The 13,122-nt window shown below is 64.0% G+C and carries 13 protein-coding genes and 1 riboswitch; of the genes, 5 read left to right on the top strand and 8 right to left on the bottom strand.

The window, feature by feature from the left end:
- The 4 genes from FHW75_RS25955 to FHW75_RS25940 all read left to right on the top strand — a co-directional run bounded on the left by FHW75_RS25955 (window position 1) and on the right by FHW75_RS25940 (window position 2,733).
- The gene (locus FHW75_RS25955; RefSeq protein WP_019097890.1) at window positions 1-744 is read left to right on the top strand and encodes an ABC transporter substrate-binding protein; all 744 of its coding nucleotides are present in this window, start codon (window positions 1-3) and stop codon (window positions 742-744) included.
- A gap of 143 nt (window positions 745-887) precedes the next feature.
- Window positions 888-1,505, top strand: a complete 618-nt coding sequence (gene ribA, locus FHW75_RS25950) for a GTP cyclohydrolase II (RefSeq protein WP_012270291.1) — start codon at window positions 888-890, stop codon at window positions 1,503-1,505.
- The gene (locus FHW75_RS25945; protein WP_016715358.1) at window positions 1,502-1,921 is read left to right on the top strand and encodes a hypothetical protein; all 420 of its coding nucleotides are present in this window, start codon (window positions 1,502-1,504) and stop codon (window positions 1,919-1,921) included. Before ribA ends, FHW75_RS25945 begins: the two co-directional genes overlap by 4 nt.
- A complete protein-coding gene (locus tag FHW75_RS25940; RefSeq protein WP_016715359.1) occupies window positions 1,921-2,733 on the top strand; it encodes a cobalamin-binding protein in 813 nt (270 codons plus the stop codon). Before FHW75_RS25945 ends, FHW75_RS25940 begins: the two co-directional genes overlap by 1 nt.
- Here the strand turns inward: FHW75_RS25940 and FHW75_RS25935 are convergent.
- From FHW75_RS25935 to ribB, 5 genes are all read right to left on the bottom strand, one after another.
- Window positions 2,711-4,582, bottom strand: coding sequence for a TonB-dependent receptor domain-containing protein (locus tag FHW75_RS25935; protein ID WP_025754618.1), 1,872 nt, complete (start codon window positions 4,580-4,582; stop codon window positions 2,711-2,713). The genes FHW75_RS25940 and FHW75_RS25935 overlap by 23 nt on opposite strands.
- A 104-nt stretch (window positions 4,583-4,686) precedes the next feature.
- Window positions 4,687-6,582, bottom strand: a complete 1,896-nt coding sequence (gene dxs / locus FHW75_RS25930; RefSeq protein WP_019097893.1) for a 1-deoxy-D-xylulose-5-phosphate synthase — start codon at window positions 6,580-6,582, stop codon at window positions 4,687-4,689.
- A 105-nt stretch (window positions 6,583-6,687) separates the two neighbouring features.
- Complete coding sequence (gene ispA, locus FHW75_RS25925) at window positions 6,688-7,575, bottom strand: (2E,6E)-farnesyl diphosphate synthase (protein WP_019097894.1); 888 nt, start codon at window positions 7,573-7,575, stop codon at window positions 6,688-6,690.
- Complete coding sequence (locus tag FHW75_RS25920; RefSeq protein ID WP_003255380.1) at window positions 7,572-7,814, bottom strand: exodeoxyribonuclease VII small subunit; 243 nt, start codon at window positions 7,812-7,814, stop codon at window positions 7,572-7,574. Before FHW75_RS25920 ends, ispA begins: the two co-directional genes overlap by 4 nt.
- Before the next feature lie 135 nt (window positions 7,815-7,949).
- Window positions 7,950-8,600 carry a 3,4-dihydroxy-2-butanone-4-phosphate synthase gene (ribB, locus tag FHW75_RS25915; protein WP_019097895.1) on the bottom strand — a complete coding sequence of 217 codons (651 nt, stop codon included), beginning with the start codon at window positions 8,598-8,600 and terminating at the stop codon, window positions 7,950-7,952.
- A gap of 80 nt (window positions 8,601-8,680) precedes the next feature.
- A riboswitch (FMN riboswitch) is annotated at window positions 8,681-8,822 on the bottom strand.
- 158 nt (window positions 8,823-8,980) lie between these two features.
- Here ribB and FHW75_RS25910 point away from each other — a divergent pair.
- Complete coding sequence (locus tag FHW75_RS25910) at window positions 8,981-9,967, top strand: zeta toxin family protein (RefSeq protein WP_025754620.1); 987 nt, start codon at window positions 8,981-8,983, stop codon at window positions 9,965-9,967.
- Between the two features lie 38 nt (window positions 9,968-10,005).
- Here the strand turns inward: FHW75_RS25910 and FHW75_RS25905 are convergent, their stop codons facing one another.
- From FHW75_RS25905 to FHW75_RS25895, 3 genes are all read right to left on the bottom strand, one after another.
- A complete protein-coding gene (locus tag FHW75_RS25905) occupies window positions 10,006-10,896 on the bottom strand; it encodes an alpha/beta hydrolase (protein ID WP_025754621.1) in 891 nt (296 codons plus the stop codon).
- A gap of 82 nt (window positions 10,897-10,978) precedes the next feature.
- Window positions 10,979-12,325 carry a sensor histidine kinase gene (locus FHW75_RS25900; protein WP_019097898.1) on the bottom strand — a complete coding sequence of 449 codons (1,347 nt, stop codon included), beginning with the start codon at window positions 12,323-12,325 and terminating at the stop codon, window positions 10,979-10,981.
- Entirely contained in the window at window positions 12,325-13,017 is a 693-nt protein-coding gene (locus tag FHW75_RS25895) for a response regulator transcription factor (RefSeq protein ID WP_025754623.1), read from the bottom strand. The genes FHW75_RS25900 and FHW75_RS25895 overlap by 1 nt, the downstream gene beginning before the upstream one ends.
- Window positions 13,018-13,122: the final 105 nt, after the last annotated feature.

Below are 13,122 nucleotides of genomic sequence, written 5' to 3'. Positions count from 1 at the left end.
ATGGCCATAAGGACTGTGCTGCTGGCAATGCTGCTGAGTGTTGCCCCGTGGGTGAACGCTGCTGACGGTGTGCCGAAGCAGATCCACCTGGTCAGCGAGGAGTGGCTTGATTACACCAACGCCGACGGTAGCGGGGTCGCCTGGGACGTGCTACGCAAGGTGTTCGAGCCGGCCGGGGTCAAGGTGGTGACCCAGACCGCGCCCTACAGCCGGGCAATCGGGCTGGTCAAACGCGGCGAAGCCGATGCCTGGGTCGGCTCGTACAAGGACGAGAACGACGACAATCTGTACCCGCGCTGGCACTTCGACATGGACCATATCTACGCCCTGGGGCTAGCCAGCAAGCCTGTGCCGACTCCAGAGAACGTTGGCAAATACCGCCTGGCCTGGGTACGAGGCTATGACTACGGCAGCTACCTGCCGGATGTGCATGAGTTTCGTGAGATTCAGCGCCGCGAAGGCATCTTGCCGATGCTCGAGCATGACCGTGTGGACTTCTACATCGATGCACAGACCGAAGTCGATTATGTGCTGAGCCAGTCTTCGCAGCCCGAGCGCTTCCGTCGTACCCATGTGGCCGAACTTCCGCTGTACCTGGCTTTTGCCCGAAGCGACCAGGCCAAGGCCCTGCGCAACCTGTTCGACAAGCGCATGGCCGAATTGGTGCGCAGTGGCGAGCTGAAGCCGATTTTCGAACATTGGAAGCAGCCCTATCCGTTCACTGCGGACAGTCGCCCCCATTGAGAGAGGGGCGCTTTTGGCCCCATCATCGCTGCTAAGCATCGAACTTTTCGATCTTAACCCACCGTATTCAGCCCGCCCACAGCCTGCAACTGGCTGATACAATCGGCCCACGAGAAATTTTCAACTTATTCCAGGAGCACAACGTGCCCGTCGTCTTTGTTGCCGCCTCTAAACTCCCGACTCCCTTCGCGACCTTCACCATGCATGGCTTTCTCGACGAAGCCACTGGCCGTGAGCACGTGGTGCTCAGCCTGGGTGACATCGCGGACGGCCAGCCGGTGCTGGGGCGCCTGCACTCCGAGTGCCTGACCGGCGATGCCCTGTTCAGCCAGCGTTGCGACTGTGGTTCGCAGCTGGAAGCCGCACTGCAGGCCATCGCCCGTGAAGGCCGTGGCGTGCTGCTGTACCTGCGCCAGGAAGGCCGTGGCATTGGCTTGCTGAACAAGATCCGCGCCTACGAGCTGCAAGATGGCGGCGCCGACACCGTCGAAGCCAACGAGCGCCTGGGCTTTGCCGCCGACCAGCGTGACTACGCCATGTGCCTGCCGATGCTGGAACACCTGGGCGTGAAGTCGCTGCGCCTGATGACCAATAACCCGCGCAAGGTCAAAGCCCTGACCGACATGAACATCGTGGTTGCCGAGCGTGTGCCGCTGCACACCGGCCACAACCCACACAACCGCTACTACCTGGCGACCAAGGCCGGCAAACTGGGCCACATGCTGGGCAACGAACACCAGGGCGAGGCGCCCCAGGCGTGACCCGCGCCGAGGTCAAGCAGCGCCTGGCGCTGGCCTGGTGGCAGTACCTGGCAGTGGGCCTGGTGCCGCTGCCGGTGATGGCCTGGGCCTTTGGTGGCGGTGACGCACTGATCCCGGTGCTGGCCATGCCACTGTTCATTGCCGGCGCGGCGACCATGTTCCTCAGCCTGCCGCGTTTCGGGGCTTACAAGCGTGCGCTGATCGCCACTTCCAAGGTACTTGGCACGGGCGAAGAGCCCGCCGCCTGGATCGAACTGGCGCGGGTTCGGCGCATGGCCATGCTGTACGCCTGCTTTCCGGCCTGGGTTGCCGCGCTGTCGGTGCTGGTCGGCCTCGAAGCGGTGCCGCAGATCCTGCTGGCGCTGTCCACCGTGGTGGTGCTGTACCTCTATCGCATTCCGCGTCAGCTCGGTTAATGCGTCTGCTGGCTGGCCTTCTGGTGCTGGTAGCCTGCACCGCACTGGCCGCTGAACCCATGCGGGTCGTCAGTCTGGCACCGTCGATGACCGAAATCATGCTCGAGCTGCAGGCCGACGACCTGCTGGTGGGTGTGCTCGACGGTGGCGAACGGCCGGCGGCGCTGCGCGACCTGCCCTCGGTCGGGCGCCAAGGGCAACTGGACATGGAGCGCCTGCTCAGCCTGCGCCCCGACCTGTTGCTGCTGTGGCCTGGCAGCGTGCCGCCCGCCCAGCGCGACCAGCTCAAGCGCCTGGGCATTGCCACTTTCAGTGCCGAACCCCATGACATCGAGCAACTGATTGAACAGATCGAGGCCATTGCCGGGCGCATCGGGCGTGCCGAGCAAGGCCATGCGTACGCTCAAACCCTGCGCAATCGGCTGCAGCAGTTGCGCCAGCAATACCGGCGAGACGAGCCCTTGCAGGTGTTCTATCAAGTGTGGGATCGGCCGTTGTACACCTTGGGTGGCCGGCAGGTGGTCAGCGACGCCTTGGCCGTGTGCGGGGCGCGCAATGTGTTCGCCGACCTCAGTCAGCCAGCGCCGCAGGTGAACGTGGAGTCTGTACTGCTGCGTAATCCGCAGGTCATCCTGGCGGGCGATCAAGTACAGCTGGCGAGCTGGAAGGCCTGGCCGCAACTGCGTGCGGTTGCCGATGGCCGCCTGCTGGTGGTGCCCGACAAGGGGCTAGAGCGGCCCAGCGGGCAGATGATCGAAGCCACCGCCCGCTTGTGCGCGTTGCTCGCGGCTAAAGCGCCGGCGTCCAGGTAACGCTGAACAGCAGTGTGCGGCCCTCTTCGCGGTACGGGTGGTAGGCGCCTTCATAGCTATAAAGGGCACGGTTGTAGGCGCGGTCCAGCAGGTTATCCAGCTTTGCTTCCAGTTTCACTTCATCCGTGGCTGCCCAGCTACCGCGCAAACCGAGCAGGCCATAGCCGCCGATGCGGTTGCGGTTGGCTTCATCGTCATAGCTGCTGCTGACCGCTTGCCAGCTTGCCCCCACGCTGAAACGGCCCAGTTCACGGTCCAGGTCCAGGCTCAGTGTGCGGCGGGCACGGCGGGCGAGGGTGTGGCCGCTGTCGCGGTCACGTGGGTCGATCAGTGCCAGGCCCAACTGGCTGCGCCACGCCCCCCATTGTTGCGCCAAGGCCATTTCGAAGCCGTTGATGCGCGCCGAGGCGACATTGCGCGGTATCGAGTCCTGGCCGAACACGATCGCATCGCGCAAATCTGTGCGGTACAGCGAGGCTTCCAGGCGGCTGTCTGTTGTCAGCTGGCTGCGCCATTGCAGCTCGTAGCTTCTGGAATGTTCGGGATCCAGGTCCGGGTTGCTGAACTGGGGGTAATACAGGTCATTGAAGGTTGGCGCCCGAAAGCCTTCGCTGTAGGACAGCAGCACGTCGTTCTGCGCATTCAACGGTACGGTCAGGCTGCCGCTCCAGGTGGTCTGGCCGCCGAACTGCTGGTTACGGTCATGGCGCACGCCCACTTCGGTGGAAAACTGCTCGCCCCGGTAGCGGTGTTGGAGGAAGGCGGCACGGTTCCAGCGGCTGTCCTCGGTGAAATCGGTGCTGGCGTGCACGCGGTCTTCGTACCAGTCGCCGCCGAGCAGCAGGCTGTGTTGCTCGCCCAGCGCAAGGTCGTTCTGCCAGGTGACCTGGTCCCGGTAGGTGTTGAACACAAAGCGTTCGGCGCTGAGCTTGTCGCGTTTGTCGTCACGGTTTTCGCTGTGGGCCAGTTCCAGCCGTGAATGCCAGGTGTCGGTAAGCTGGGCATCGAAGTAACTGCCCAGGCTGCTGACGCTGAAATCGGTGTAGGGCTTTTGCCCGAAGCTTTCAAAGGTGACCGGGTCGAAACCGCCGAACGGGTTGTCGTACTCGCTACGGCCGCGGCTATCGAGCAGGTTCAGGCCGGCCTCGAAACGCTCGTCAAAAGTGTGGCTCAGGCTCAGGTTCAGCGACTTGTTGCGGTAGGCATCGTGGTCACCATCGCTGGTGAAAGACGGTCCGGTCGAGTCGATACCGGCGGTTTCATCCAGGCTAGCGCCAAGGTTGAACCGGGTCGCCCCGTTACCACCAGCAAGGCCCACGCTGCGTTGGAATGTCTGGTTGCTGCCAGCGGCCATGCGCAGGCGCGGCTGTAGGCCGGGGCCATTGCTACGGCGGGTAAAGATCTGGATCACCCCGCCAATGGCATCGCTGCCATACACCGCCGAGCGCGAGCCGCGCAGCACTTCGACACGCTCGATCTGGTCGACGTCTAGAAACTGCAGGCCGCTGTCGCCGGAGGTGGCGTTGGCGATGCGCATACCATCGACCAGCACCAGGCTTTGGGCGGCCTTGGTGCCGCGGATGAAGATGCCCGGCAGGCTGCCGCGTCCACCGGTCGGGGCCACTTGTACGCCGGGCGCGCGGGCGAGCAGGTCGGTGACGCTGGTGGGTTGCAGGCGGTCGATGTCGGTGCGGGTGAAGACGGTGTTGGCGGCGCTGGTGGCTGTGCGTGATTCGACTTGGCGGCTGGCGCTAATGAGTACGTCGGGGAGCTTGAGGGCGTCGTCGCGTTCGGCGGCCAGCAGCGTGAGAGGGAGGCAAAGCAGGGGGGCAAAGGTTGGGTTTCTCATTTTCTGCACCATAGCATTCGCGGGCACGCCCGCTCCCACAGGTAATCCACTGCTCTTAAGGGCGGTGATATACCTGTGGGAGCGGGCGTGCCCGCGAATAGGCCCTAGAGGCCGAGCTTGGCCATGCGGGCTTTCACTGAAGCCTCGATCCCGGTTGCATCCAGCCCACATTCAGCCAGCATTTGCGCAGGCTTGGCATGCTCGACATAGATGTCCGGCAGCCCAAGGTGCAGTAATGGCTTGACCACGCCTTCGTTGGCAAGGAACTCACCCACCGCAGCCCCAGCGCCGCCCATGATGGCGTTTTCTTCGATGGTCACCAGCAATTCATGGCTGCCAGCCAGTTCCAGCACCAAGGCTTCGTCCAGCGGCTTGACGAAACGCATGTCGACCACAGTCGCGTTGATCTGCCCGGCCACTTGCATGGCCTCGGCCAGCTGAACGCCGAACACCAGCAGGGCGACGTTCTCACCTTGGCGACGAACCACGCCCTTGCCGATTTCCAGCGGTTCGAGGTCGCCGCTGATCGGCGCATTCGGGCCGGTACCACGCGGGTAGCGAACAGCCGCCGGGCCGTTGTACAGGTGGCCGGTGCTGAGCATCTTGCGCAGCTCGTTCTCGTCGCTCGGGGTCATCACCAGCATGCCCGGGATGCAGCGCAGGTACGACAAGTCGTAGCTGCCCGCGTGAGTCGGGCCGTCTTCGCCAACCAGGCCGGCGCGATCGATGGCGAACAGTACGTCGAGGTTTTGCACCGCCACGTCGTGGATCAGCTGGTCGTAGGCGCGCTGCAGGAAGGTGGAGTAGATCGCCACCACCGGCTTGCCGCCCTCGCAGGCCATGCCGGCTGCCAGGGTGACGGCGTGCTGCTCGGCAATCGCTACGTCGAAGTAACGTTCCGGGTAGCGCTCGCTGAAGGCTACAAGATCCGAGCCTTCCTTCATCGCCGGGGTAATACCCACCAGGCGGTTGTCGGCGGCGGCCATGTCGCACAGCCACTGGCCGAACACGGCGGAATATTTCGGCCCGCTGGCTTTTTTCGGCGCGGCAGGCTTGTCGGCCGGCTCCAGTTTGGTGATTGCGTGGTAGCCGATCGGGTCGACCTCGGCCGGGGCGAAGCCTTTACCCTTCTTGGTCACCACATGCAGGAACTGCGGGCCTTTCAGGTCTCGCATGTTGCGCAGGGTGGCGATCATTGTCGGCAGGTCGTGGCCGTCGATCGGGCCGATGTAGTTCCAGCCCAGCTCTTCGAACAGGGTGCCGGGGGCCAGCATGCCCTTGGCATATTCCTCGGTGCGCCGGGCGATTTCCCAGGCGCCGGGCAGGCGCGACAGCACTTTCTTGCTGCCTTCACGCATGCTCGAGTAGGTGCGGCTGGAGAGAATCTTGGCCAGGTAGTTGGACAGGCCACCGACATTGCGCGAAATCGACATGTCGTTGTCGTTGAGGATCACCAGCATGTCGGCGTTGACTTCCTGGGCGTGGTTCAACGCCTCGAAGGCCATACCGGCTGTCAGCGCGCCATCACCGATCACCGCAATCGACTTGCGTGCACTGTTTTGCAGGCGGGCGGCAATGGCCATGCCCAGTGCGGCGCTGATCGAGGTGCTGGAGTGGCCGACGCCAAAGGTGTCGTACTCGCTTTCGCTGCGGCGCGGGAAGGCGGCAATACCGTCCTTCTGGCGCAGGCTGAGCATGCGGTTACGGCGCCCGGTGAGGATCTTGTGCGGGTAGGCCTGGTGGCCCACGTCCCACACCAGTCGGTCGTCCGGGGTGTCGAATACGTAGTGCAGGGCGATGGTCAGCTCGATCACGCCCAGACCGGCACCAAAATGCCCACCGGTCTGACCCACGGTGTAGAGCAGTTCCTGGCGCAGTTCGTCGGCCAGGGTCTCCAGGTCGGCTTCGGCCAGCCGGCGCAGGCCGGCAGGCGTGTCAGCGCGGTCGAGCAACGGCGTGACCGGGCGTTCGCGGGGGATCTCTTGAAACGTCGTGGGCATCAGGCGAGTCGTTATAGGTGTGTGAAGACGCGGCAGTTTACCCCATTGTAGGAAAAGCTGCCCATTCAGACGGGTGTTGCATGGGCCGCACAGCGGCCCCGAAAATCAGTTGCGGCGTTCGACGATGTAACGCGCCAACGCCCGCAGTGGCTCGGCCTTGTCGCCGAACCCATCCAGTGCGACCAGCGCTTGGTCGCGCAGTTCGATCGCATAGGCCTTGGCCGCTTCCAGCCCCAGCAGGGCCGGGTAGGTCGGTTTGTCACGGGCTATGTCAGCGCCCTGGCGTTTGCCCAGGGTGGCGGTGTCGCTTTCCACGTCGAGGATGTCATCCTGTACCTGGAACGCCAGGCCGATGGCCTGTGCATAAGTCTGCAGGGCCTCTAGCTGCGCCTGTTCGGCACGGGCACTGGCCAATGCGCCAAGGCGCACGCTGGCTTCGATCAGTGCGCCGGTCTTGTGCCGGTGCATGAACTCCAGCGCTTGCTGGTCCAGCTTCAGGCCCACCGAACCGAGGTCGATGGCCTGGCCGCCGACCATGCCGGCTGGCCCGGCGGCCTTGGCCAGGGCCTGCACCATGGCCAGGCGAATGCTGTCGGCCTGCGGGCTCAGGCCTGGGTCGAGCAGGGCGCTGAACGCCAGGCTCTGCAAGCCGTCGCCAGCCAGGATGGCGCAGGCTTCATCGAAGGCTTTGTGAGTGGTTGGCTGGCCGCGACGCAGGTCGTCGTCGTCCATGGCCGGCAGGTCGTCATGCACCAGCGAATAAGCGTGAATCAGTTCGACCGCGCAGGCTGCGCCGTTGGCTTGCTCGGCCGGGGCACCCAGGGCTTCGCAGGCTGCATAGGCCAGCAATGGCCGTACACGCTTGCCGCCGTTCATCACGCTGTAGCGCATGGCGGCATAAAGGCGTTCCAGCTCTTTGGTCGGGGCGACGAACAGGGGTTCGAGGGCTGCGTCGACGCGTGCCTGGCAACTGGCCTGGTAGGTGCCGATCATGCTTCTGGCTCCGCGTCGAAGGGCTGTGCAGCCAGCTCGCCATCGCGCTCCAGCAGAATTTGCACCTTCTGTTCGGCCTGGGCCAGGGCACCCTGGCAGTCACGGGTCAGGGCGATGCCTTGCTCGAAGGCGGCCAGCGACTCTTCCAGCGACAACTCGCCGTTCTCCAGGCGCTCGACCAGTGCTTGCAGGTCTGCGAGGGATTGCTCGAAATCGAGGGAGGCTTTTTTGCGGGCCATGGCGACTGTCTCGGTGGCATATCAGAACGGCGCGACACTAGCAGAGCGGGGCGGGGGGAGCAAACTTCCGGGGCAATGAGGCAAGTTCAAGGGCCCTTTCGCGGGCGTGCCCGCGAATCGCCCCAAGGTGGCCTATCAGGCAGGCTCGGCTTCGCGCTCCAGCATCGCCTCCCGGTACCGCGCCAGCTCCTCGATGGTCAGCACCGGCAAGTTGTACTGCCGCGCGTACACCGCCACCTGCTCGCCACGGGCCATGCTGCCATCGGGGTTCATCAGCTCGCACAGCACGGCTGCCGGGCGCAGGCCGGCCAGGCGTGCCAGGTCCACCGAGCCTTCGGTGTGCCCACGGCGGGTCAACACCCCGCCATTGCGGGCGCGCAGCGGGAACACATGCCCTGGGCTGACGATATGGCGTTGTTCGGCGCTGGAACGCAACGCCGCGCCAATGGTGGTGATGCGGTCCTGGGCAGAAACCCCGGTGGTGATGCCTTCTGCCGCTTCGATGGTGACGGTGAAACCGGTGCCGTGGCGGGCCTGGTTGTTCTGCACCATCGGCGCCAGTTGCAGTTCGTCAACGGTGGCTTCGTCCAGGCACAGGCAGACGATGCCGCTGCAGTCGCGGATCATCATGGCCATGGTTTGCAGCGTGATGTTTTCGGCAGCCGCAATAATGTCCGCTTCGTCTTCGCGGTCGTCGTCATCGAGCAGCAATACAGGGCGCCCGGCCTGGAAGGCGGCGATGGCGGCGCAAACGTTGGGGAATTGCGGGTGTTGAAGGGTGGACATGAAACGCTCCTCGTGAATGATCGATGAACGTCTCGGGGCGAACAAAATGCGCGCGCAAGGGCGCCCGGATGGCCCCTGCCTGACGCCTTCTTTCATCCGGACTATGACCGTCGGCTCTGGAGTCGCACCAGATCTGCTGACCCCCGGCATGGCCGGGGCGCTCGCGGGCTCATCTTTCGATTTACCGCCGGTGGGGACTTTCACCCCGCCCTGAAGACCGGCCAAGCATAACGCACATGGCCACCCCACTGGCAACCCACGCGTCTACGACCTTCGGCGGGCTGGCCAGAGATGCCATAGCCATCTACCACACGGTACGCCATCGCAACTTCTAGAGTGCCGGGCAGCCCGCTTGGGGCAGATACTTGAGGATTGCAGATATGGCCACGCTTTACCCGTTCACTGCCAACGACGTGACTGATGCCTTTGCCCTGCTCGACAACACGCTGTTCGACAAGGCACGCGAGGCGGATGGGCCTGAAAGTGACCCCGCCCCGAACATGCTAATCGTTGCGGGGGCGCAAGGGTCGGGCAAGACTTACTTGCTGGAGAAGCAGTTGCTGCCCAGCGAGCGCTACGAGAACCATGTGCGGCTTTATTTGCCTGAGTTCCGCAAACTGCACCCGCACTACGCACAGATGAGCGACCACGGTGTGTTGCATGTTTACGAACACACCGAAGCCTTCGTCAGAGAGCTGAGCGGCAAGGTTTTCGAGTATGCCTTCGCCAACCGCTACAACATCATCATGGAATCGGCACTGGACGACGAAGCGTTCGCCGGTTTCCCGCCTGCTGCCGTCGAGGCAGGTTACCGCTTCGAGATTCACATGATTGCCTGCAAAGAAGAATTCAGCCACTGGGCAACCCTTGACCGGGGCGTAAAAAGCGTCGCCAAGGGTGAAATCGAGCGGTTCGTGGCGTTGTCGCAGATCCAGGCTTCCCAGGCGAATGCCCGGAAGATCCTGAACGCATTCGAAAGTGCCTGCCTACAGGCCCCCGGGTCGCAAGTCACGCTTTATGAACGAGGCTTCGAGACGGATCAGCAGAGCAAAGTGCTGTGTCACAGCCGGTGTGATGCCCCGGGTGTGCTGACCCCACAGCCGGACTACGAGGGTCAGCCGTTCTTCCGGGCGCCTTACCACGACACACCTGTTGAAATCCGGCGCAGCCCTGAAGGCAGTGGTTCTGGCGTTTACCTTCAGTTCTTCCAGGTTGTGCATGCCAGCATGCTCGATGAGCCGGTGCGCCAGCAGATGGTCGCGGCATGCTGCAAGACGCTTGGCCGGACACCAGACCTTGTAGCCCGGATTTCCGGGGATGCCTTCCGTGAACTGAGCCAGTACGTGCTCAAGTACACCTATCCTTGACGATGCGACGGAGCAGCAGGCCGGAACGGGATTACCTGTTATCTGGCCAGCTGCTCGATCACCGCGTTCAAGGAAGCCTCCAGCATTTGCCCATGATCCAGCCCATCGAACCGTTCAAAGCGCACCTGAAGGCCTTTTACCTTGGCCAGGTCCGCCGCCAGCTCGCGCGCGGGCTTCTCGGCATCGCCTTTAAGCTGTGCCCGGGGGTTCGAGGGTTCTGCGCTGCCCCGCATCAGTAGCAGCCGCGCAGAGTTGTTGCCCAAGCGCTGCTCAAGCCCCTGCGCCTCCTGCACGATCGCCCCGTCATGCCACCACAACGAAGGGCTGGCCGCCGCATAGTCACTGAACGCCCCGGGCCGGGTGAACAGCGTATGCAGCACGGCCAGGCCGCCATAGGAATGGCCCCATAACGTCTGCTGTTGCGCGTCGATCGGGGCCAGCCCGGCCACCATCGGCCGCATGCGTTCGGTCAGCAGATCAAGAAACGCATCCACACCGCCACTGGGCTCGCCGGTCAGCGGGTCACGCTGCTCAGCCTGGCCAGGCAGCGCCGGGGTGTAGTCATATGTACGCCCGGTCCGCTCGATACGTTGTTCGGTCTGGTAACCCACGGCCACCAGTAAAGGCGCCTGGCCGGCGGCGAGCTTGTCCAGTTGCTGGCTTTGCAGCGCCCCGATCGCGGCATTGCCATCGAGCATCCACAGTACCGGGTACCCTGAGGCGGGCGCCGGTCGGTTTGGTTTGCCGACCCACAAGCGGTAATGGCGTTGGCCATCGGCCGAGTCCAGGTCGAGCTGGGTGAAGCGATAGGCCAGGTCCTGGCGCTGCAGCAGCGAGGTGTCCATCTTCTGGTTACGCTCGGGCTGTGCCAGGGCAACAGGCGCCGCAAGGGCCAGTGCCAAAGCCAGTGTCAGGGTCATCTTGCTCATCAGGCGTCTCGTCAGGGCCTGGCGAGGAACGCGAGGCTGGAGCGCCCAGATGATAATCAGTCCTGATTGAGCGTAAAGCGCATTAACTTTCTAAACAGTCGCTGGCGGCCGGCAAGGTCAAATGCAGGCACAGGCCCGGGTGGCCATTGCTGGCCCACAATCGGCCGCCTTGCAGCTCGATGGCGCGTCGGGCAATGGCCAGGCCCAGGCCGAACCCGGCACCGCTGTCGGCAAGGCGTTGGTAAGGTTTGAAGATGCGTTCGAGCTCCGCGTGCGGCACGCCGGGGCCCTGATCGCTCAGGCGCAGGTGCCAAACCTCGCCTTCGCGCCAGCCATCCAGGCTGACCCGGCCTTCGGGTGGCGAATGGCGAATGGCATTGCGCAGCAGGTTTTCCAAGGCTTGTGCAAGGCTGTCCAGGTGGGCTTGTACCTGGCAGTCGATACCAAGCGAACAGGGCAGGCGCGCAGGGGCCCAGCCGCTTTCGAAGCAGACGTCCTGGCACAGGGCTTCCCACACTGAAACCATCAATACCGGTTCGGTCGGCAAGCTGGGTTGCTCGGTGTCCATCCAGGCCAGGTCCAGGGTGTCTTCCAGCAACTTCTGCATGTCGGCGACTTCGCGGTCCAGACGCTCGCGCAACTGATGCGACGGCAAGTCGCTGTCATGGGCGATACGCAGTCGTGCCAGCGGCGTGCGCAGTTCGTGCGACAACGTGCGCAACAGCAGGCGCTGTTGCTCCAGACTCTGGCGCAAGCGCCCGGCCATGTGCTCGAAGGCCTGTGCCAGTTCACCCAACTCATCCCGACGCTCTTGCAGGGGGAGGGCGGGGCTGTCCAGGTCATCGGCACGCAGGGCGTCGGCGCGGTCGCGCAGGCGGTTCAGCGGCACTACCAAATGCCGGTACAACGCCAGGCCCAGCAGCAGGGCGAGCAGTGCGGGGGCTACGCCGTGGGTGACCACGTGGGTCCACGGCGTAAGGCCGGTGGGTAGCAGTCGCTCAGGCAGTTGTAGCACCAAGCGGCCGTGCTCGGGGTGTCGTGGAAATTCGATGCTGACGTAGGGCAGTTCATCTTGCAGGCGACGGCTCATCGGCCAATCGAGTTTGCGCATGAAGGTCAGGTGGCTGGCCTGCTCGGCACTTAGCGGGGTGGTACCGAGGCTTTGCAGGTGCGGGCCGATCACTGCCACCCAGGTGTTCTCGGCGTGTTCCAGTTGCTTGCGCCAGCTCTCGACGCCCACCGCACCGCCTTGGTCCCAGGCGTCTTCGGCTTGTTGCGCATAGCGCGCCAGGTAGTCCTGGTCGGCCGGGGACAGGAAATAGGTGCTGCGCTCCACCGACAGGCCCCAGGTCCAGATCAGCCAGACCAGCAACAGGCAGAAGCCGACTTGCAGCACGGCCAGTTTCCACAGCAACGGGTGGCGGCGCATCAGGGCTGTTCCGTGTCGACCAGGATGTAACCCTGGCCGCGCACGGCCTGGATCTGCAGGTGCTGGGCATTGATGTCGGCCAGTTTGCGGCGCAGGTTACACACATGCACATCCAGGCCCCGGTCCAGGCGGGTATAGGCCCGGTGAAGCACGGTCTGGTACAGGAACGGCTTGCTCAAGGCTTCGCCGGGGTGGGCACGCAGCGTCACCAGCAAGCGGAATTCGGAAGCCGTGAGGCCTGCGGCGTTACCGTTGTGGATAACGTCCTGGCGGTGGTGGTCCAGCATTACCTCGCCCACGTCGGCCCGCAGCGCCGTGCCGCGATCGAACGCCACGCGCCGCAACAGGGCATCGACCCGTGCGTCCAGCTCCGCCAGGCTGAAGGGCTTGGGCAGGTAGTCGTCCGCACCTCGGGTGAAGCCACTGATGCGGTCCTGTTCCGCCCCCAGCGCCGACATCAGCATGACCGGCACCGCCTGCTGGCGGCGCAATGCGTCGAGCAGGCTGAGGCCGTCGATGCCCGGCAGCATGATGTCCAGCAACACCAGTTCGAACTGCGCGCGTGCTATGGCATTCAGGGCCTGAGTGCCGCTGGCGCAGGCATGCACCTGGAAACCACGGTTGAGGAAATGGCGTTCCAGGTCCTGACGCAGGCGTGGATCGTCTTCGACGAGGAGAAGTGAGGTGGGCACGTTGAGCCTTGAATGAGAACTTCTATCAGTTACGAATCATCCCATTGCTGGCAGGGGGAGGGCAACGCCCGGTTGTGTTAAGAAGGTTAATCCTGCTGCACCCCT

It is taken from the genome of Pseudomonas sp. OG7, from assembly GCF_014192825.1.
In the GTDB taxonomy this organism is placed as follows: domain Bacteria; phylum Pseudomonadota; class Gammaproteobacteria; order Pseudomonadales; family Pseudomonadaceae; genus Aquipseudomonas; species Aquipseudomonas monteilii.
The sequence above is the reverse complement of the archived record's forward strand: the minus strand, read 5'-3'. Positions and strand labels throughout refer to the sequence as shown.